The following is a 19156-nucleotide window of genomic DNA, read 5'->3' as shown; positions in this document are numbered from 1 at the left end:
GGACAGACACAGGTCGATGGCGGAGCCGGGCCCCCGCCACCGCCGCTTGAAATCAGACGCGGAGCTGAGCTTCCAGGATCGTGGCGGCATCGAGCAGGCGCTCGTCCGCCGCCGCCGGGGCCACCAGCAGCAGGCCGGTGGGCAGGCCCTGGGCATCGCGGCCGCTCGGTAGCGATACGCCAGGCGCACCGAGCAGGCTCCCGGCCATGGTCAGGCGCAGCAGCTCCAGATTGGTAACGGCGAACAGATCAGCGTCGGCTTCCAGAGGGGCCAGCAGCGGCGCCACGCGGCTCACTGTCGGCACCAGCAGCAGGGCCTCGGCGAATTCGGCGGCAAAGCGCGCCCGCAGCTGATCGCGGCGTTCATGCAGAACGGCCAGATGGTCGACCGGCAACGCCCGCGCACGCTCCAGGCGCTGCCGTACCCGCGGATCCAGGCGCGCGGCGTCGGGACCGTCGAGCACGTCGCGGTGCAGCGCGAAGGCCTCCACCGCACCTGGCCAGCCTTCCTCGGCGAGAAACTCCAGGGCCTCGGCAAAGACCGTGCGGGCGCGGCGCTCCACACTTACCCCGGCACGGGCCAGCCGCTCGGCGGCGGCCAGCAGATTGGCTCGCACCGCCGGCTCTATCCGGGCATCGTCCAGCACGCTCACATCCAGCACCACCCGCAGATCCGTTGCCGCCGGCAGCGGTCGAGCAGCGCCGCCCACCAGCAGGCGATCCAGGCACTGCACGTCACGCAGGCTGCGCGCCAGCGGACCCGGTGCGTCATAGGAGGCGGCCAACGGAAAGATGCCAGCCGCCGGATAGCGACCCAGGCTGGGGCGATAGCCCACCAGGCCATTGAGGGCGGCCGGCAGGCGTACCGACCCGGCAGTGTCGGTGCCGAGGGCCAGGGGTACGATCCCCGCGGCGACGGCCACCGCCGAACCGGAAGAGGAGCCTCCCGGGATACGCACCTCGCCGCTCGCCCACGGGTTGGCGGGCGTACCGAAATGGGGATTCAAGCCGATGCCGGAATAGGCGAACTCGCTGAGATTGACCTTGCCCAGGCTGACCAGCCCAGCCTGGCTCAGGCGCTGGACCATGACGGCATCGATCGTGGCAGGCGACGCTGCGCGGCGAAGTCCGGCACCGCAGGTGGTGATCTCTCCCTGCAGATCGAAGAGGTCCTTCCAGGCCAGGGGTACGCCATCCAACGGCGAACGCGGCTGTCCAGCGCGCCAGCGCTCCCTGGAAGCCAGGGCTTCGGCGCGACCGCGTGCCACCGTCAGGGTGATGAAGACGGAAGAGGAAGACTGGGCGCACCCCAGGGCCGCTTCGAATACCGCGACCGGATCGAGGGTCCCGGCGGCATAGGCTTCACCGAGACCGACCGCATCCATTGCCAGGGCTTGAGCGGATTCCATCGTCACTCCTTAAACGTACATTTTATAATTTGGTACGTTTAATAGAGCAGGCTTTATGCCAGCTTTAGCAAAAGGCCGCAGCCCGCGCGCAAACAGAGGCAATAGGGGTGATCTAAACCTGCCCTCACCCCAAGCCAATAAAATGTACTTAAATTAAATAGATCCATTTTTGTGCAGAACCGTAACGCCTGCCCCGTTACCGTGCGTGTACCTGACCCCACCGGTAACGCGCGAAAGGCCGTGGGCCTGTGCCACAATTCTCATCTCGTTTCCGGAAGGTCCCCGATGTCGGCAGCAGTCCCCGCCCCCCTCGATGACAGTCGTACCGCCGCGCGCTACGCGATGATCCGCAGTGCACTGCGCGAAGCCATCCTGGCCGGCCGTGCGGCGCCGGGGCTGGTGCTGGTCGAGGCGCCGCTGGCGCAGCTGTTCGGTACCAGCCGGGTACCGGTGCGCCAGGCGCTGACGCTGCTGCAGGAGGAAGGCCTGATTCGCCGCTTCGAGGGGCGCGGCTACCTGATCGATCCGGTCGGTACCGCGGGCCAGCCGCAGCGTCAGCCGCTGACGCGGCAGTTGCTCGGCCTGGACAGCAGCGACGAATTGATCGATACGCGCTCCCTGGGCGAGCGGGTCGGCGACGAAATCGCCGCCTGCGTCAGCCACGCCATGCTCTTCGGCCATTTCCGGCTGGACGAGCAGCCGGCTGCCGACCACCTGGGCGTCAGTCGCGCCGTGGTCCGCGAAGCCCTGATGCGCCTGCGCGATCGCGGCCTGGTGGAAAAGGAGCCCTATGGCCAGTGGCTGGCCGGCCCCCTCACCGCCCAGGCCATCCGCGACGACTACGAGATCCGCGCGCTTCTGGAACCCGAGGCGCTGTTGCAGACCGCGCCGGGGCTGGCGCGCAGCGAACTGCTGGATATGCTCGAACGGCTCGAGCAACTGGCCGACCAGCCCGCCCCCACTTCCTGGGCGGCGGTGGAGCGCATCGAGGCGGATCTGCATGGGCGCTGCCTGGCCGGTCTGCGCAATCGCAAGCTGGCCCAACTCATCGCTCACAGCCAGAGTCCGCTGAATGTGTCACGCATCTTCCACCAGTCGCTCGGCACCCCGCTGGACGAGGCGGTGCTGGTGGAGCATCGCCTGGTGCTGGAATCCCTGCTGGTGGGCAGTCCCGATGCGGCGGCCAGCCAGTTGCGCAACCACCTCCTGCGCGGCCGCGACCGCACCCTGCAGCGGCTCAAGGTACTGTCGGTGCTGCCCGACCCAGAACTGCCGTCCTATCTGGAGCGCCTCAGCTAACGCGCCCGCAGGTGCCGCACGTAGCGGTCGCCGATGAACTGGATACCGCACACCAGCACCACCAGGATGGCGATCACCACGGCCATCACCTGGGTGTCGTAGCGCTGGTAGCCGTAGCGGATGGCCAGGTCGCCCAGCCCGCCCGCGCCTATGGCGCCCGCCATGGCCGAGGCGCCGATCATGGCCACCAGGGTCACGGTGAAGCCACCGATGATGCCGGGCAGCGCCTCGGGCAACAGCACGTTGAAGACGATGTGCCGCCGCTCGCAGCCCAGCGCCTGGGCCGCCTCGATTACCCCACCGCCAACTTCGCGCAGGCTGACCTCGGCGATACGGGCGAAGAACGGCGTGGCGCTGAGGGTGATGGGAACCACCGCCGCCCAGACGCCGATGGTGGTACCGGTGATCAGCCGCGTCAGCGGGATCAGGGCCACCAGCAGGATGATGAAGGGCGTGGCGCGAAAGGCGTTGACCACCGTGCCCAGCACTCGGTTGAGGGTGGGCGCGGCGAAGATGGCGCCGCGCCCGGTGATGACCAGCACCACCGCCAGGGCGATGCCGGCGAACCAGACGATGGCCGCGGACACGCTGACCATGGTTAGGGTATCGAGGAAGGCTTTCCACAGCGCCTTGAGCATGAACTCAGACATAACCCAGTACCTCCGCGCGGGCGAACAGGCCAGATTGCCCAAGAAAGGCGGCCAAACGCCGCTCGTGCGCTGTCGTGGCTACCAGCAAGCGGCCCAGGGCTCGCCCCTGGATGCGATCAATACCGCCATGCAGCAATTCCAGCGGCGCGCCAAGCGCCCGGCCTAGCGCCTGGAAGTCGGGCTCCTCACTCTGGCCGTCGTAGCTCAATTCGAGCACTGTCCGCGCACCAGGTTGGCGGCTGGCACTCAGCCGATTGGCGAGATCCGCTGGCAACTGTGCGGAGAGCGGCGCCAGCAGTGCACGGGTGGCCTCCGCCTGGGGCGCGCCGAAGAGTTGCCACACCGGTCCCTGCTCGACGATGCGGCCGTGCTCCAGTACCACCACCCGGTCGCAGATCTGGCGGATCACCGCCATCTCGTGGGTGATGAGCACGATGGTCAGGCCTAGGCGCCGATTGATGTCCTGCAGCAATGCCAGGATCGACTGGGTGGTTTCCGGGTCCAGGGCCGAGGTGGCCTCGTCGCAGAGCAGCAGCTCGGGCTTGAGCATCAGGGCACGGGCGATGCCCACCCGCTGCTTCTGGCCGCCGGACAGACGGGATGGATAGACCTGCTCCTTGCCCTGCAGGCCCACCAGTTCCAGCAATTCCCGGGCCCGGGCTTCGATCTCGTCGCGGCGAAAGCCAGCGGCCTTGAGCGGCAGCGCTAGGTTCTCCAGCACCGTCTGCGAGGCCAGCAGATTGAAGTGCTGGAAGATCATGCCGATGCGTCGCCGCAGCGCCACCAGCCGGTCGCCCTTCAGGGCGCCTATGTCGACGCCGTCGACCAGCACCTGGCCGGCGCTGACATCCTCCAAACGGTTGAGGGTGCGGATCAGGCTGGACTTACCCGCGCCGCTGCGGCCGATGATGCCGAAGATCTCGCCACGGGCGATGCTGAGGTCGATGTCCGCCAGGGCCGTGACGGGCACCGCGCCGCCGGTGTAGACCTTCTGCACCCCGGTCAGACGCAGATGCTCCTGTACGGCCAGGCGCTCGGGTTCGGCAAGAATCTGCGGTGCTGGAGAGTGACGCAGTGCACTGGTCATCGCGAGGCCTCCTGCCGGTTCAGCCAGGCCAGGCTGTAGAGCTGCGGATTGCCGTAGGCCTTGGCGATGGCCTCGCGCACCCGCGGATCGTTCTGGAACACCTGGATGAAGGTGCGGATCGCCGGGTCGGCGGCCTTGTCCGGCCTGGTCACGAACCTCAGGGCGTAGCGGTGACCGCTGGCTTCGTCGTCACTGAACAGCAGGGCACTGTTGGGATCCATGGTGCCCGCGGCGAGGATATGCGAGGGATAGCTCTGCGCCAGGGTCACATCGTCCAGCACCCGCGCTAGTTGCGGCCCGGGCAACTCAATGAATTTGAGGTGCCGGGGATTGGCGACGATGTCCTGCAGGCTCGCCTTGGGCCCGGCATCTGGCCCAAGCTGGATCAGACCGGCGCGGGCATAGAGGTGCAGCCCGCGCCCCTGGTTGACCGGGTCGTCGGCCACCGCCACGGTGGCGCCGTCCGGCACCTCGGCAAAGCTTTTCACGCGCTTGGAATAGAGGCCGACCTTGTTTTCCACGCCATAGGCGATGGGCACCAGGGCATAGCCGTTCTGGGCGTTGGCGTTGTCCAGGAACGGCTGGTGCTGGAAGTAATTGACGTCGATGTCGCCGTGAGCGAGCGCCAGATTCGGCGTGTTCCAGTCACTGAAGGCGACGATCTCCACCTCCACGCCCTTTTCCCGCGCCACCTCGGCGGCGCGCTCCAGGGCAGCGTTCTGCGGACTGTCGTTGATGCCGAGACGAATCTTCTGCAGCTCGGCGGCCTGGACGGACAGCACCAGGGTCGTGCTCGCCAGGAGCAGCCCGAGGCGCTGGAAAATCGAAGGTATAGCCATGATGAGACCTCGAGATATCGAGGGCTCGTCCGGTGGTCCGGTGGAACCCGTAGGGAAAGGATCAATCGCCCTGTCGCTCGGGCGTGTTGGCAGAGAAGGCGGTGGCCTTGTGCTCGACGATCAGCGTGCCGACCTCCACCCGCGTCGCGCAAAGCGCCTTACATGACAGGGTGGGAATTGCTCGGGGGCCGACGCCAAGATCGACGCACAGCGCCGCTGCTGCGCCTCACCGCGGACCAACGCAGGCTGCCTGGCGGTGACGCGGAAAGCCTGGAACGAGCGAGTAATGGGTGGGCGAAGAGACATGATGCAGGGCTCAGCCAGGAGGTTGGCTTATAGCCTACCTAGGCGATTAGCCGCTTTTGAAATAAGAATGGGGCATATGCATAGGTCGAGGCATCCGCAGGATGCCTCGACTGCGCCGACAAGCACTGCAACGCTGGCAGCGCGTCCCTGATCTATAGGGACGTCGTCTGCATAGCCGCAGCGCGCACGAAGCCCGCCACCCGCGCCGCCGTGTCCACCAGCACCTGGGCCTGATTCAGGCCACTGCGCTTGAGTGGTTTGAGATCATGGTCCGCGGTCGCGATCCACTGCACCTCGATGCTTGGCGCCAGGGTGTAGCCCGCCACCTCCTCCCGCGACCCCAGGGCATCGCGTTCGCCCTGGACGATCAGCGTCGGCGTGGCCAGGGTCGCCAGGTGTTCGGTGCGCAGACGCTCCGGCTTGCCCGCCGGGTGGAAGGGATAGCCCAGGCAGATGAGGCCCGCTGCGCCCAGCTCGTCGGTCAGCAGACTGGCCATCCGCCCACCCATGGACTTGCCCGCCAGCCATAGCGGACCGCTTTCTGCCGCGCGCCAGGTGGCGACCATTTCCCGCCAGTGCTCCAGCAGGACCGGCGCCGGATTGGGTGGGCGCCGCCTGCCCTCGGCGCGCGCCCGCGCCATGTAGGGAAAGTCGAATCTCAGGGTACGGATCTCGCGCCGGGCCAGCTCCTCGGCCAGCTGCTGCAAGAAGGGGCTGTCCATCCCCGCCCCTGCCCCATGGGCCAGCAACAGGGTCGCCAAGGGGCTGCCGGCGGGGCGGCATTCGCGAAAACCACCGAGGTACAACTCGTCTGCCATGGGCTACTCCTCGTCAAACGCCAGAGCTTAACCCGGCCTTTATTGATCTGGATCAATAAAGCCAGGAGCCTGCCCCTCACACTGGGCGCCTCGAAACCATTGGAGTCCGGCATGACAGCCGCCCTCGTCTGGGACGCCGACCTCATCGCCCGCTACGATCGCGCCGGCCCCCGCTACACCTCCTACCCCACCGCCGTGCAATTCCACGACGGCATCGGCCCCTTCGACCTGCTCGGCGCCCTGCGCCTGAGCCGCCAGGCCGGACGCCCGCTGTCGCTCTACCTGCACGTGCCCTTCTGCGCGAACATCTGCTACTACTGCGCCTGCAACAAGGTCATCACCAAGGACCGCAGCCGCAGCGCCGCCTACCTGGAGGCCCTGCGCCAGGAGATGATCCTCACCAGCCGACACCTGGACGGTGGGCAGCGGGTGGAACAGCTGCACCTTGGCGGCGGCACCCCGACCTTTCTCAATCCCATGCAGCTGCGCGAGCTGATGGCTGACCTGCGCCGCCACTTCACCCTGGCCGACGACGACCGCGGCGACTACTCCATCGAGATCGACCCGCGCGAAGCCGACTGGAGCACCATGGGCCTGCTCCGCGAGCTGGGCTTCAACCGCGTGAGCTTCGGCGTCCAGGACCTGGATCTGCAGGTGCAGCTGGCGGTCAATCGCCTGCAACCCTTCGACGACACCCGCACCCTGGTGGAGGCCGCTCGCGCTCTCGACTACCGCTCCATCAACCTGGACCTCATCTACGGCCTGCCCCGGCAAACCCCGGCCAGCTTTTCCCACACCGTGGAGCGGGTGCTGGAGCTGCAACCGCATCGCCTGTCGGTGTTCAACTACGCCCACCTGCCACAGCGCTTTCCGCCGCAGCGACGCATCGAAGTCAGCGAACTGCCGGACCCCGCGGCCAAGCTGGAGATGCTGCAGCGCACCGTGGAACAGCTGCTGGCCGCCGGCTATCGCTACATCGGCATGGACCACTTCGCCCTGCCCGACGATGACCTGGCCATCGCCCAGGAAGACGGTACCCTGCAGCGCAATTTCCAGGGCTACACCACCCACGGTCACTGCGACCTGCTGGGCCTGGGCGTCTCCGCCATCAGCCAGATCGGCGATGTCCTCTGCCAGAATACGCCCGACCTCGCCCGCTACCAGGAACGCCTGGGCCACGGCGACCTGGCGGTGGCCCGCGGCGTGCGACGGTCGCGGGATGACCGCATTCGCGGCGCGGTGATTGGCCAGCTGATCTGCCACTTCCAGCTGGATTTCGCCGCCATCGAACGCAGTTGCGAACTGGATTTTCGCCAGTACTTCGCCGACGCCTGGCCGCAGCTACTGGCCATGGCCGCCGACGGCCTGATCCGCCTCGACGAGCGCGGCCTTCAGGTGCTGCCCCCTGGCCGCCTGCTGATACGCGCCCTGTGCATGCTGTTCGACCGCTACCTGTCGGGCCACGACAACCAGCGCTTTTCCCGGGTGATATGACCCATGCCTGCCATGACTGCTAAAGTTAGACTTTTGGAACCAGACGAGAAGCGATCCTCCGCCATGACCGAGCCCCTCAAGCTGCGCACCGCCCAGGCCCATTGCAAGGATTGCAGCCTCGCCTCGCTGTGCCTGCCGCTCTCGCTCGACCTGAAGGACCTCGACGCCCTCGACCAGATCGTCAAGCGCGGCCGGCCGCTGGCCAAGGGCGACCACCTGTTCCGCCAGGGCGATACCTTCGGCTCGGTCTATGCGGTCCGCTCTGGCGCCCTGCGCACCAGCAGCCTGAGCGATGCCGGGGAGGAGCAGATCACCGGCTTCCACCTGCCCAGCGAGCTGGTCGGGCTATCGGGCATGGACACCGAGCGCTATCCGGTCTCGGCCCGGGCGCTGGAGACCACCACCGTCTGCGAGATCCCCTTCGAGCGCCTGGACGAGCTCTCCGAGCAGCTGCCGCAACTGCGCCGGCAATTGCTGCGGGTGATGAGCCGGGAGATCCGCGACGATCAGCAGATGATGGTGCTCCTGTCCAAGAAGAGCGCCGACGAGCGCATCGCCACCTTCCTGGTCAATCTCTCGGCGCGCTTCCATGCCCGTGGCTTTTCCGCCCAGCAATTCCGCCTGAGCATGTCGCGCAACGAGATCGGCAACTTTCTCGGCCTGGCGGTGGAGACCGTATCGCGGGTCTTCACCCGCTTCCAGCAAAGCGGCGTGCTGGCGGCCGAAGGCAAGGAGGTACGCATCCTCGACTCCGCCCGCCTCTGCGCCCTCGCGGGCGGCCAGCTGGAAGGCTGACGACTTGCGCCTGCCGCTCAGCCAGCGGTAGGCGCTCTCCCCCTCTAGAAGCTGTAGCTGACCGTCGCGGTCACGTTGCGCTCTTCTCCGAAGTAGCAGAAGTCTAGGCTGTAGCAGGACGCCACATAGTCCTTGCCCATCAGGTTGTTGGCATTGACCCGCGCCGTGAGCCCTGGCATCCCCAGCCGGGTGAAGTCATAGGCGAGCATGGCATCCACCAGGGTGTAGGCCGGTACCTTACGGGTGTTGGCCTTGTCCGCCCAGCTGGTACCCACGTAGCGCGCCCCGGCGCCGACGCTGAACCCCGCCAGTGGTCCGGCCAGCTCGTACTCACCCCACAGCGACGCCTGGTGGCGTGGCGCCTGGTTCGGCGTGTTGCCCTGGTTGCCATCCAGCGCCTGGGGGTACTCGATGTCGGTGAAGGTATAGCTGCCCAGCAGCTTGAGGCGCTCGGCCAGCTGCAGATGGCCTTCCAGCTCCAGGCCACGCGAACGGATCTCGCCTACCGAGGAATAGAAGTCTTCCTGCGGCAGCTTGGTCGCCACGTTTTCCTGGGTGATGTGGAACAGCGAGGCGGTGTAGAAGCTGGTGCTGCCCGGCGGCTGGTACTTCAGGCCCAGCTCCCACTGCTTGCCCTCGGTGGGCTCCAGGGGATTGCCCGCCGCGTCGTTGTAGGCATTGGGATTGAAGGACGTGGAATAGCTCAGGTAGGGCGCCAGCCCGTTGTCGAACAGATAGAGTGCCCCGGCCCGCCCGCTGGCCTGGCCGCGGCGCGCGCTGCTGCGCGTACCCGCCAGACGATCCTCGATGCCGATCTCCACCCAGTCCTGGCGTAGACCCAGGGAAAAGCGCCAGCGATCCAGCTCGATGAGATCCTGCAGGTAGACGCCGGTCTGCGCCAGCTCGCGGCGGTATTCGCTGCCGGGGGAGATGGTCACCTGACCGCCGTAGCTGGGCTCGAAGGCGTCCAGCGGATCCGCCGTGCCACTGGGCCAATCCACATGGGTCCAGCGACGCTGGTAGTCCAATCCGGCGAGCAGGGTGTGCCGGCTGCCGGCCCAATCGAAGTCCGCCTGGACCAGATTGTCCAGGGTATAGGCATGCAGGTTCTCGCGGCCGCCGGAGTAATAGCGATTGAGCAGGTTGCTGTCGCCAACATAGCCGTAGCCATAGACCTGCTCCAGCTCGACCCGCGACTTGGCATAGCGGAAGTTCTGCCGCGCACTCCAGACGTCATTGAACCTGTGCTCGAACTGATAGCCGACCATCTGCTGGGTCCGCTCGAACTTGTCGTGGTCCGGCTCGCCGTCGAAGAAATGGTTGCTGATGTAGCGACCGTTGCGCCGATAGAGACTGCCCTCGGCCGGTACCCCGCTGTGGTAGCCACCGTCCGGGTCCTTTTGCAGATAGGCCTGCAGGGTCAGGGTGGTGTCGTCGCTCAGGTCGATGGCCAGGCTGGGCGCCAGGGCATAGCGCTCTTCTTCCACGTGGTTGAACTGGGTATCGCTGTGCTGGGCGAGGCCCACCAGGCGATAGGCGATACGCCCCTCCTCGTCCAGCGGCCCGCCGAAATCGAAGCCGGCGCCGCGCTGGCCGAGATTGCCCAGCATGGCCTGGACCTGATGATAGGGCTGGTACAGCGGTTTCTTGCTGGTGAGCGCCACCAGCCCGCCTGGCAGGCTACGGCCATAGAGCACCGAGGCCGGCCCCTTCACTACGTCGATGCGTTCGAGAAAATAGGGATCGACCTGCAGCGAGCTGAAGGTGCCGCTGTCGCCCATGGTCTTGAGGCCGTCGAGAAAGACATTGTCGACGCTGTTGTCGGCGAAACCGCGCATCACCACATAGTCATAGCGATTGGACGCGCCGATCTGCCCGGTGAAGATGCCCGGGGTGTATCTCATGGCCTGCTGCACGGTCTTGGCGCCCTGCTCATCGATCTGCTCGCGGGTCACCACCGAGACCGACTGGGAGGTTTCCAGCAGCCCCTTGCTGGTCTTGGTGGCCACGTTGCTATGGGTCGCGAGGTAGCCATCGGTCTCGCCCAGGGCATTGCCCAGGGCGAAGCCGGTCACCGTGGTGTCGCTCAGGGAAGTCACGCCGGTCGCGGCCACCGACTCCAGGCGATAGCTGCCATCGGCCTGGCGCACCGCCTGCAGGCCGCTGCCCTGGAGGATCTGCTGGAAGCCTTCGCCCGGTGTGTAGCGGCCCTGCAGCCCCGGACTGCGGCGCCCCTCCAGACCTTGGGCTGGTGCCGAGAGCAGTACGCCACTCTGGGCGGCGAAGGTGCTGACCACAGTGGCCAGGCTGCCTGCCTCGATACGGTACTCCTGAGCTGGGGGCGCGGCCTGGGCCAGGCCCAACGGCGCGACCAGACCGGTAATCCCCAACGGTACGGCCAGCGCCAGGACACGTGCCGCGCGACGCAGGGGGTGAAGGGTAAAGCAGGGTGGGCAATGCATGGAGGCCTCGAATAACAGATCGTTTCTCCTAAGCCCCACGAGCGCACAAAAGGGGAACCACCCGCCGCATTTTTTTTAGGCGGGCACGAGCTGCACCCACCAGGGCAGGCGCCGCTCCACCCGCACCGGGAGGCTATCGGCCAGGGCTGCCAGGGCGCGATCGGTGTCGCCCAGTGGATAGCTGCCTACCACGCGCAGTCCGGCGACCGTGGCGGTGCAGGTCAGCAGCCCCGGGCGATAACGCCCGAGTTCCTCTATCAAGGCCTGCAACGACCAGTCGTCCACCACCAGCCGCCCCTGGCGCCAGAGCTGACGACCCGGATCGACGCGACCCAGCGGCCGCACCCCGTTCACGGTCATCAGGGCGCGAGCCCCTTCAGCCAGGACCTGAGGGGGTGCCTGTAGTGGCAACAGCTGGAGGATGCCGCTATAGGCTGCGACCTCCAGCCCGTCCTCGCGCGCTCGGACCGCGCAACAGCCCGGGCCAGGACGCACCTGACCGACCGCCGTGTCCAATTGCAGGACCGCCGCCCCGCGCCGACTTTCCAACAGCACCTCGCCGCGCAGTAGCCGCCAGCGGATTGAAGTCTCCCGCGCCAGCTGGCTGTCGGTGTTGAGCCAGCCCCGCACCCCAGTGGCGAGGTCGAAGGCACGGATCTCACCGACTGCCGTGCTCAGATCAGCACCCTGCCCTAGCCGCCAGTCGTCCGGACGATTCCAGCCCAGTGCCAGGCCACCCAGGGCCAGGCCCAACACCTTGAGCGCACGGCGCCGCCCCAGGGTCTCGCGCCGCGCCAGTGCCAAGCGTCCTGACACCGGCAGACCCGCGAAGCGGGCGCTGATCTCCTCCACCCGTGCCCAGGCGACGGCGTGGCGAGTGTCCGCCTGGAGCCAACGCTCCCAGGCGCGCTCGGTGGCGGGATCCACCTCGTCGGCAGCCAGCTCGGCAAACCAGAGCGCCGCCTCTTCCAGCGGTTCACCGCGGCCAGGGTTCAGGGCACTCAAGAGACCAGTTCCAGGCAGTGGAGCATGGCTTGCGCCATGTACTTCTTGACCATCCGCTCCGACACGCCCAGACGCTGGGCGATGACGGCATAGGTGAGGCCTTCGAGCTGCGCCAGCAGAAAGGCCTGGCGCACGCGACTGGGCAGGCGATCGAGTAGCGCATCGAGTTCGGTGAGGGTTTCCAGGATCAGCGCCTGGGCTTCCGGCGAAGGCTGTACCTCCTCGGGTCGCGTGGCCAGGGCCTCCAGATAGGCGCGCTCCAGCGCCTGGCGGCGCCAATGATTGGCCAGCAATCCCTGGGCAACGGTAGCCAGAAAGGCGCGTGGTTCACGCAGGCGTTCCAGCTCGGTTTCTCGCGCCAGCAGCCGGACGAAGGTGTCCTGGGCCAGGTCGGCCGCCTGCCCCAGGCAACCCAGCCGGCGCTGCAAGCGCTCGCGCAGCCAGCCGTGGTGGTCCAGGTAGAGGGTCCGGATTTGTCCGTGCCGGTCGGACTCGAGCGTCTGCATCACCATCCTCGGAAGCAGCTGACATCCGATAATGATAATGCTTCTCGATCACAAGATACAGAGCTGTCGTCCTATCAGGGTGACGGGATAGTACGGCGCTAGAGCGAGATCGGCTTGCGCCCGGCGAAGGCGTGGGTCAGGGTTCCGCCGTCGACCAGATCCAGCTCGCCGCCCAGGGGCACGCCATGAGCGATCCGGGAGATGGTCAGGCCCTTGGGCGCCAGCAGCTGGGCGATGTAGTAGGCAGTCGCCTCGCCTTCCACCGTGGGGTTGGTGGCGATGATCATTTCCTGGAAGCCGCCCTCGCTGACGCGCCGTTCGAGTTCGGGCACGCCGATGGCGTCCGGACCCAGACCGTCGATGGGCGACAGATGCCCCTTGAGCACGAAATAGCGCCCGCGATAGCCGGTCTGCTCAACGGCGAAGACGTCCATGGGGCCCTCGACCACGCACAGCAGGCTGTCGTCACGCCGGGTATCGCTGCAGAAGCCGCAGATCTCGCTTTCGCTCAGGGTACGGCACTGGCGACAGTAGCCTACCCCTTCCATGGCCGCGCTGAGGGCACTGGCCAGGCGCAGACCGCCCTGGCGTTCGCGTTCGAGCAGTTGCAGGGCCATGCGCTGGGCAGACTTCTGGCCAACACCGGGCAGGACCCGGAGCGCATCGATCAATTGGCGGATCAGGGGACTGAAGCTCATGGACTACCGTATTGGAAGGCGGGAGAAACGGGTGTCCAGCGGACACCCGGAGCTGGAGCGTCTTAGAAAGGCATCTTGAAGCCGGGCGGCAGTTGCATCCCGGAAGTCATGCCGGACATCTTGTCCTGGCTGTTCTGCTCGATCTTGCGCACCGCGTCATTCACCGCGGCGGCGATCAGGTCTTCGAGGATTTCCTTGTCTTCCTGCATCAGGCTGTCGTCCAGGCTGACGCGCTTGACGTCGTGCCGGCCGGTCATGACGACGCTGACCAGCCCGGCGCCGGATTGACCGGTCACTTCGGCGTTCGCCAGCTCTTCCTGCATCTTCTGCATCTTTTCCTGCATCTGCTGGGCCTGCTTCATCAGGCCGGCCATGCCACCTTTCATCATGTCTGCTACCTCGAACTATGAATGGAAAACCGGTCAGGCTTGGGTGTCGACCGGCTCGATGGTACCCGCGCGCACCGTGGCGGCGAACTGTTGCATCATCTGGCGGATGAGCGGGTCATCCTGGATGGACTGCTCCGCCAGCCGCTGTCGCTCCGCCCGACGCCTGGCGGCGGCCTGGGCGGGCGTCTCCTGCTCGGGGGTCTGGATGGTGACCTCGAGCGTGATTGTACGTCCCTGCTGCTGGTTCAGCGCATCGTTGAGCCGGCGCTGCTGGTTGGCGTTGAACAGGGCGCTCTGCGCCGGATCCAGGTGCAGATGCCAGCGGTCGTCGTCCACCGCCACCAGGGTGCAGTTGGCCGCGATGCTGGCGGTCAGACCGCCCAGCTTGAGATCGGGGAACAGCGCCTGCCAATCGGCCGCGAGGCCCGTGGCCGGCTGCACCGCAGGCGCTGGAGCCGCGGCTACCTCGTCGACCGCCGGTTCGCCAAGGCTGTCGAGATAGTCGTCCAGCCCTACTTCGTAGTAATCCTCGGCTGGCGGCGGCTCTTCGTCACCGTCCAGATCGTCACCGGAGGTGTCCGCCGGCAACTCGGCGATCACCGTCGCCGCAGGGGTCGTCTCGACCCGGGGCGTGGCGGGCGCGCTGGGCGTCGGCTGGGGCACTGGCGTAACGGGCCGCGCCACCGGGGCCGGCGCCTTTGCCGCCTCGACTACTGGTTGCGCAGGTTCCTCCCAGGGAAGATCGACCGGCGATTTTTTAGGGGTGGTATTACCTAAAGATGGCGATGCCGATGCCGGCGCGGGTGCCGTTTGAGGCGAGGCTGCGGGCGCTGTCGGCGTCGGGACCGCTGCGGCCACCGGACGGGGATTGGAGTCAGCCGTGGCCGGGCTGGCTCCCGTCGTCTTTAAGGCCGGTCGCTCGGGGATGGCCGCACCCGCCGGCCGAAAGGCCAGCATGCGCAGCAGGACCATCTCGAAGCCGTGCCGCGGGTCCGGCGCCAGCGGCAGATCGCGCCGGCCAACCAGACCCAACTGGTAATAATACTGGACGTCTTCCGCCGGCAGCGTCTGCGCCAGCATCAACACCCGCTCGCGATCGCCCTGGCCATTGTCCACCGCATCGGGCAACACCTGGGCGATGGCCACGCGGTGCAGCACATTGAGCAGCTCGGCCAGAACACCGCCCCAATCCGGGCCTTGCTCGGCCAGATGGCGGACCGCGTCCAGCACGGCGCGCCCATCCCCTTCCAGCAGGGCCTGGAGCACGTCGTAGACCTGGCCATGATCGAGGGTGCCGAGCATGGCGCGCACGTCGGCAGCCAGTACCTTGCCCTCGCCAAAGGCGATCGCCTGGTCGGTCAGGCTCATGGCATCGCGCATGGAGCCATCGGCCGCGCGCCCCAGCAACCAGAGGGCATCGTCCTCGAAGGGAATGCTTTCCGCGGCAAGTACGTGCTGAAGATGGGCAACGACCCGCTCCGGCGGCATGTTCTTCAGCGAGAACTGCAGGCAGCGCGAGAGGATGGTGACCGGCAGCTTTTGCGGATCGGTAGTAGCGAGCAGGAACTTGACGTGGGGCGGCGGCTCTTCCAGCGTCTTGAGCAGAGCATTGAAGCTGTGGGTGGAGAGCATGTGCACCTCGTCGATGAGGTACACCTTGTAGCGACCGCGGGACGGCGCGTACTGCACGTTCTCCAGCAGCTCACGGGTGTCTTCCACCTTGGTACGGCTGGCGGCATCCACCTCGATCAGATCGACGAAACGGCCTTCGTCGATCTCGCGGCATACCGAGCAGCTACCACAGGGCGTCGAGCTGATCCCGGTCTCGCAATTCAGGCACTTGGCCAGGATCCGCGCGATGGTGGTCTTGCCCACCCCGCGGGTTCCGGTGAAGAGATAGGCGTGGTGCAGCCGCTCGTTATCCAGCGCGTTGATCAGCGCCTTGAGCACATGGGTCTGGCCGACCATTTCGCGGAACGACCGCGGGCGCCATTTGCGCGCAAGAACCTGGTAACTCATCGAGACCTGATCAGGAGAAGACGTGGGGGGAGCACATGCTAACGAAGAGGGGCCACGAATGCATCCCGTGGCGTGGCACCAAGGCGATGCCACGAGGACTTCGGCTACCTCGTTAGATGGAGGTAGCCAGGGGGATTTTCAAGCGATCAGGAGGAGAAATGGCGCCGAAAAGGCCGTCTCAGGCACGCAGGCAGCACTCTTCGCCGTCTGCGAGGACCACACTGGAGACATAGGCCGCGAGCGCATCTAGCTGGCTACGCAGCCGGGTAACGGTCGCGTTCAGCTTGAAGGGGTTGGTCGCCTCCTCATTGGTCAGGTTGATCCTGATCAGGAGGAGCGGCTCTTGAGGGTGAAAGATCTGCGCCACCAGGGTAGCGGGAGAATCGCGCCGGCAATCGACACGATAGGGTTGCAAACCATAGCTAAGGGCGCGTCCTGCGCTTTCGAGTCCGTTCTTCACGAGAGATCCTTGGACATTCGTCCAGTATTGAAATTCATCGCTCATAATGGCACGGAGCCATGATCCAAAACAGTGCATTTCGTCACTTAAACCCTGTGAAGGGGTTCGCGCATTGAAAAGGATCGAAACAGGGGAAGAGCAGCGCAGAGGGAAAAGCAGAAGGGAAAAGCGAGGGGCAGAAATGGAGGTGGCCCCGCCAGCCACACCCCGGCACACGACATCACCGCTGCGGCTGCTCCCTTCCGGGCCTGACCGGGTTCACGGTTGATCGTTGCGGGGGGACCGACAGAGCCACCATAACGCCTCACCCTGAGGTGAGGTGCGTCATTCTACGCGGTTGGGGCGAAGTTGCAAGTCTTACAAGGACTTAGCTGCAAGGTAACGCGGGAGATCGAAGGCTCGAGGCCGTCTACCCGCCCTGCCCCGCAGCGACGCTACCGGCCCTGGGCGGCGAGGATCTGCAGGAAGGCCGCCTCATCCAATACCTTCACCCCGAGCTCCGTGGCCTTGGTCAATTTGGAGCCCGCCCCCGGGCCGGCGACCACCACGGCGGTCTTGGCCGACACCGAACCCGAGACCTTGGCCCCCAGGGCTTCCAGGCGCTCCTTGGCTTCATCGCGACTCATGGCCTCCAGCGTCCCGGTGAGCACCCAGGTCTGACCGGCGAAGGGCAATCCCTGCACAATCTGGCGCGTGCTCTCCCAGTGCATGCCGAAGGCCTTGAGCTGTGCCTCGATGGCCAGTGCCTTGGCTACCTTGTCCGCCTCGGCGAAGTATTCGCGCAGTCCCTGCTTGGCCCGCTCGTTGAGTCCCGCGAGCGTCTTGAAGGTCAGCCAGTCCTGGGAGCCCTCGATCAGCGTGGCCAGGCTGGGAAAAGCCGTGGCGAGGGTCTTGGCGCCGGTCTTGCCCAGATAGGGAATATGCAATTGGTCGAGGAAATCGGCGAAGCTGGCATAGCCGGAGAACTCGGCGTGGACCTCAGCCTCGTCGGCCAGCTCGATACCATTGGCCAGCAGCGCTTCCAGGACGTCACGGTTGTGCGTGGACTGGAAGAAGTTGTGGATCTCGAAGGCCACTTCAGGCCCGATATCGGGCAGATAGATCAGCACCTCGGGCAGCGCCTCGCGAATGCGCTGCAGACTGCCCAGGGTGCGCGCCAGGCGTTTGGCCGTCTCCTCACCCACCTCGGGAATCCCCAGGGCGAAGATGAAGCGGGCCAGCGCCGGCTTGCGACTGGCTTCGATGGCGGCCAGCAGGTTGCGACTGGAAAGCTCGGCGAAGCCTTCGAGCTCGACGACCTGCTCGTAGGTCAGGGTGTACAGGTCGGCCGGCGACTTCACCAGCTCCCGGTCTACCAGTTGCTCGACGATGCGATCGCCCAGGCCGTCGATGTCCATGGCCCGTCGCGAGGCGAAATGAATGATCGCCTGCTTGAGCTGGGCCTGGCAGGCCAGGCGCCCCACGCAGCGATAGACCGCGCCCTCGCTCACCGACTCCTTGCCCTTGCCGCGCTTGATCAGTTGGGTGCGCTCCACCGCAGAACCGCATACCGGGCAATGGGTGGGGATCTCCACCGGCCGGGCATCCGCTGGCCGCCGCTCCGGTACCACCTGCATGATCTGCGGGATGACGTCCCCGGCGCGGCGCACGATCACGCTATCGCCGATCATCACCCCGAGGCGGGCGATCTCATCCATGTTGTGCAGGGTGGCGTTGGTCACGGTGACGCCCGCCACCTGTACCGGCTTTAGACGGGCGACCGGGGTGATGGCCCCGGTGCGCCCCACCTGGAATTCGACATTGAGCAGCTCGGTCAGCTCTTCGCGAGCGGGAAACTTGTGCGCCAGCGCCCAGCGCGGCTCGCGCGCGCGAAAACCCAGCTCACCCTGCCAGTCGAGACGGTTGACCTTGTAGACCACACCGTCGATCTCATAGGCCAGGGCATCCCGCCGCTGGCCGATGTCCTGATAGTAGGCGCGGCAACCTTCCGCGCCCTGCACCTTGCGCAGCTCCCGACTGATGGGAATACCCCATTCCCGGAGCCGCTGCAGGATGTCGTACTGAGTCTCCGGCAGCGCCCCGCCTTCGACGCGACCAAAGCCATAGGCGCAGAACTCCAGCGGACGCTGGGCGGTGATGCGCGAATCCAGTTGGCGCAGACTACCGGCCGCGGCGTTACGCGGATTGGCGAAGGTCTTGCCGCCGCTCTCCATGGCCCGGGCGTTGAGTGCCTCGAAGCCAGTGCGGGACATGAATACCTCGCCGCGCACCTCCAGCACCGCCGGCCAGCCTTCGCCCTGCAAGCGCAGCGGAATATTGCGGATGGTGCGCACGTTGGCGGTGATGTCTTCGCCGGTGGTGCCATCGCCACGGGTAGCGCCCCGGGTCAGCACGCCCTCCTCGTACAGCAGGCTGACGGCCAGGCCGTCGAGTTTGGGTTCACAGGTATATTCCACCCCAGAATCCGGTCCGGCGAAGTCGGTCTCGCCGAATTCCTCGCGCAGGCGCTTGCCGACGCTGCGGTCGAAGTCCTGCAGATTCTCGTCGGCAAAGGCATTGCCCAAGCTGAGCATGGGCACCTCGTGACGGATGGTGCCGAAGGCCGCCAGCGCCGAACCACTGACCCTCTGGGTGGGCGAGTCGGGCGTCACCAATTCGGGATGCTCGGCCTCCAGGGCCTTGAGCTCGCCGAACAGCCGGTCGTACTCGGCATCGGGCACGCTCGGCTCGTCCAGCACGTAATACCGGTAGTTGTGGGCGTCGATCTCGCTGCGCAGGGCGGCGATCCGGGTGACGGCATCTTGGGCGTCGGTCATGGCGGTCTCTCACTGTCGCCACCCAGGGGTGGCCCTGGCGCCACCAGCGGCGCCGCTACAAAGATTACAAACAAAAAGAGCAGCCGAGGCTGCTCTTGGTTCGCT

Annotated in this window: 16 protein-coding genes and 1 other RNA gene; 3 read left to right on the top strand and 14 right to left on the bottom strand. The window is 66.3% G+C overall.

What is annotated here, in order from left to right:
• Nucleotides 1-52: 52 nt before the first annotated feature.
• Nucleotides 53-1408 (bottom strand): amidase, encoded by a 1356-nt coding sequence (locus PJ259_RS02875; RefSeq protein ID WP_271654646.1) that lies wholly within the window; start codon nucleotides 1406-1408, stop codon nucleotides 53-55.
• Between the two features lie 285 nt (nucleotides 1409-1693).
• On the opposite strand from PJ259_RS02875, the gene PJ259_RS02870 reads away from it, so the two are divergent.
• Nucleotides 1694-2707: a GntR family transcriptional regulator gene (locus PJ259_RS02870; protein WP_271654645.1), complete on the top strand. Its 1014-nt coding sequence runs from the start codon at nucleotides 1694-1696 to the stop codon at nucleotides 2705-2707.
• On the opposite strand, the gene PJ259_RS02865 is transcribed toward PJ259_RS02870, so the two are convergent.
• From PJ259_RS02865 to PJ259_RS02850, 4 genes are all read right to left on the bottom strand, one after another.
• Nucleotides 2704-3357, bottom strand: a complete 654-nt coding sequence (locus PJ259_RS02865) for a methionine ABC transporter permease (RefSeq protein WP_271654644.1) — start codon at nucleotides 3355-3357, stop codon at nucleotides 2704-2706. The two genes, PJ259_RS02870 and PJ259_RS02865, sit on opposite strands and share 4 nt — an antisense overlap.
• Nucleotides 3350-4444 (bottom strand): methionine ABC transporter ATP-binding protein, encoded by a 1095-nt coding sequence (locus PJ259_RS02860; protein WP_271654643.1) that lies wholly within the window; start codon nucleotides 4442-4444, stop codon nucleotides 3350-3352. The genes PJ259_RS02865 and PJ259_RS02860 overlap by 8 nt, the downstream gene beginning before the upstream one ends.
• On the bottom strand, nucleotides 4441-5283 hold the full coding sequence (locus PJ259_RS02855) for a MetQ/NlpA family ABC transporter substrate-binding protein (protein WP_271654642.1): 843 nt from the start codon (nucleotides 5281-5283) through the stop codon (nucleotides 4441-4443). The genes PJ259_RS02860 and PJ259_RS02855 overlap by 4 nt, the downstream gene beginning before the upstream one ends.
• Nucleotides 5284-5741: 458 nt before the next feature.
• Nucleotides 5742-6407, bottom strand: a complete 666-nt coding sequence (locus PJ259_RS02850; protein WP_271654641.1) for an alpha/beta family hydrolase — start codon at nucleotides 6405-6407, stop codon at nucleotides 5742-5744.
• A gap of 111 nt (nucleotides 6408-6518) precedes the next feature.
• On the opposite strand from PJ259_RS02850, the gene hemN reads away from it, so the two are divergent.
• Nucleotides 6519-7901, top strand: a complete 1383-nt coding sequence (gene hemN, locus PJ259_RS02845; protein WP_271654640.1) for an oxygen-independent coproporphyrinogen III oxidase — start codon at nucleotides 6519-6521, stop codon at nucleotides 7899-7901.
• 63 nt (nucleotides 7902-7964) lie between these two features.
• Nucleotides 7965-8696 (top strand): fumarate/nitrate reduction transcriptional regulator Fnr, encoded by a 732-nt coding sequence (fnr, locus tag PJ259_RS02840; RefSeq protein WP_017639628.1) that lies wholly within the window; start codon nucleotides 7965-7967, stop codon nucleotides 8694-8696.
• A gap of 44 nt (nucleotides 8697-8740) precedes the next feature.
• Here the strand turns inward: fnr and PJ259_RS02835 are convergent, their stop codons facing one another.
• The 9 genes from PJ259_RS02835 to ligA form a co-directional block, all read right to left on the bottom strand.
• The gene (locus PJ259_RS02835; protein ID WP_271654639.1) at nucleotides 8741-11158 is read right to left on the bottom strand and encodes a TonB-dependent siderophore receptor; all 2418 of its coding nucleotides are present in this window, start codon (nucleotides 11156-11158) and stop codon (nucleotides 8741-8743) included.
• 75 nt (nucleotides 11159-11233) lie between these two features.
• Nucleotides 11234-12163 (bottom strand): DUF4880 domain-containing protein, encoded by a 930-nt coding sequence (locus tag PJ259_RS02830; RefSeq protein ID WP_271654638.1) that lies wholly within the window; start codon nucleotides 12161-12163, stop codon nucleotides 11234-11236.
• The gene (locus PJ259_RS02825; RefSeq protein WP_271654637.1) at nucleotides 12160-12669 is read right to left on the bottom strand and encodes a sigma-70 family RNA polymerase sigma factor; all 510 of its coding nucleotides are present in this window, start codon (nucleotides 12667-12669) and stop codon (nucleotides 12160-12162) included. Before PJ259_RS02825 ends, PJ259_RS02830 begins: the two co-directional genes overlap by 4 nt.
• 98 nt (nucleotides 12670-12767) lie before the next feature.
• Nucleotides 12768-13367: a recombination mediator RecR gene (recR, locus tag PJ259_RS02820; protein WP_271654636.1), complete on the bottom strand. Its 600-nt coding sequence runs from the start codon at nucleotides 13365-13367 to the stop codon at nucleotides 12768-12770.
• A gap of 62 nt (nucleotides 13368-13429) precedes the next feature.
• Complete coding sequence (locus PJ259_RS02815; RefSeq protein ID WP_007162246.1) at nucleotides 13430-13756, bottom strand: YbaB/EbfC family nucleoid-associated protein; 327 nt, start codon at nucleotides 13754-13756, stop codon at nucleotides 13430-13432.
• A 33-nt stretch (nucleotides 13757-13789) separates the two neighbouring features.
• Nucleotides 13790-15775, bottom strand: coding sequence for a DNA polymerase III subunit gamma/tau (gene dnaX / locus PJ259_RS02810; RefSeq protein WP_271654635.1), 1986 nt, complete (start codon nucleotides 15773-15775; stop codon nucleotides 13790-13792).
• Between the two features lie 178 nt (nucleotides 15776-15953).
• Nucleotides 15954-16235 (bottom strand): hypothetical protein, encoded by a 282-nt coding sequence (locus PJ259_RS02805; RefSeq protein WP_271654634.1) that lies wholly within the window; start codon nucleotides 16233-16235, stop codon nucleotides 15954-15956.
• 191 nt (nucleotides 16236-16426) lie between these two features.
• Nucleotides 16427-16523, bottom strand: an RNA gene (gene ffs, locus PJ259_RS02800) — signal recognition particle sRNA small type.
• Between the two features lie 146 nt (nucleotides 16524-16669).
• Nucleotides 16670-19051 carry an NAD-dependent DNA ligase LigA gene (ligA, locus tag PJ259_RS02795; protein WP_271654633.1) on the bottom strand — a complete coding sequence of 794 codons (2382 nt, stop codon included), beginning with the start codon at nucleotides 19049-19051 and terminating at the stop codon, nucleotides 16670-16672.
• Nucleotides 19052-19156 lie beyond the last annotated feature (105 nt).

The organism is Pseudomonas sp. JBR1, assembly GCF_028198185.1.
In the GTDB taxonomy this organism is placed as follows: Bacteria; Pseudomonadota; Gammaproteobacteria; order Pseudomonadales; family Pseudomonadaceae; genus Chryseomonas; species Chryseomonas oryzihabitans_E.
Note: the sequence above shows the minus strand (reverse complement) of the source record. Positions and strands in the feature narration are given on the sequence as shown.

Bases quoted from the DNA above. Each gene is read 5' to 3' on its own strand.
- PJ259_RS02875 (WP_271654646.1), bottom strand. From the start codon at position 1,408: ATGGAATCCGCTCAAGCCCTGGCAATGGATGCGGTCGGTCTCGGTGAA.
- PJ259_RS02870 (WP_271654645.1), top strand. From the start codon at position 1,694: ATGTCGGCAGCAGTCCCCGCCCCCCTCGATGACAGTCGTACCGCCGCG.
- PJ259_RS02865 (WP_271654644.1), bottom strand. From the start codon at position 3,357: ATGTCTGAGTTCATGCTCAAGGCGCTGTGGAAAGCCTTCCTCGATACC.
- PJ259_RS02860 (WP_271654643.1), bottom strand. From the start codon at position 4,444: ATGACCAGTGCACTGCGTCACTCTCCAGCACCGCAGATTCTTGCCGAA.
- PJ259_RS02855 (WP_271654642.1), bottom strand. From the start codon at position 5,283: ATGGCTATACCTTCGATTTTCCAGCGCCTCGGGCTGCTCCTGGCGAGC.
- PJ259_RS02850 (WP_271654641.1), bottom strand. From the start codon at position 6,407: ATGGCAGACGAGTTGTACCTCGGTGGTTTTCGCGAATGCCGCCCCGCC.
- hemN (WP_271654640.1), top strand. From the start codon at position 6,519: ATGACAGCCGCCCTCGTCTGGGACGCCGACCTCATCGCCCGCTACGAT.
- fnr (WP_017639628.1), top strand. From the start codon at position 7,965: ATGACCGAGCCCCTCAAGCTGCGCACCGCCCAGGCCCATTGCAAGGAT.
- PJ259_RS02835 (WP_271654639.1), bottom strand. From the start codon at position 11,158: ATGCATTGCCCACCCTGCTTTACCCTTCACCCCCTGCGTCGCGCGGCA.
- PJ259_RS02825 (WP_271654637.1), bottom strand. From the start codon at position 12,669: ATGCAGACGCTCGAGTCCGACCGGCACGGACAAATCCGGACCCTCTAC.
- recR (WP_271654636.1), bottom strand. From the start codon at position 13,367: ATGAGCTTCAGTCCCCTGATCCGCCAATTGATCGATGCGCTCCGGGTC.
- PJ259_RS02815 (WP_007162246.1), bottom strand. From the start codon at position 13,756: ATGATGAAAGGTGGCATGGCCGGCCTGATGAAGCAGGCCCAGCAGATG.
- dnaX (WP_271654635.1), bottom strand. From the start codon at position 15,775: ATGAGTTACCAGGTTCTTGCGCGCAAATGGCGCCCGCGGTCGTTCCGC.
- ligA (WP_271654633.1), bottom strand. From the start codon at position 19,051: ATGACCGACGCCCAAGATGCCGTCACCCGGATCGCCGCCCTGCGCAGC.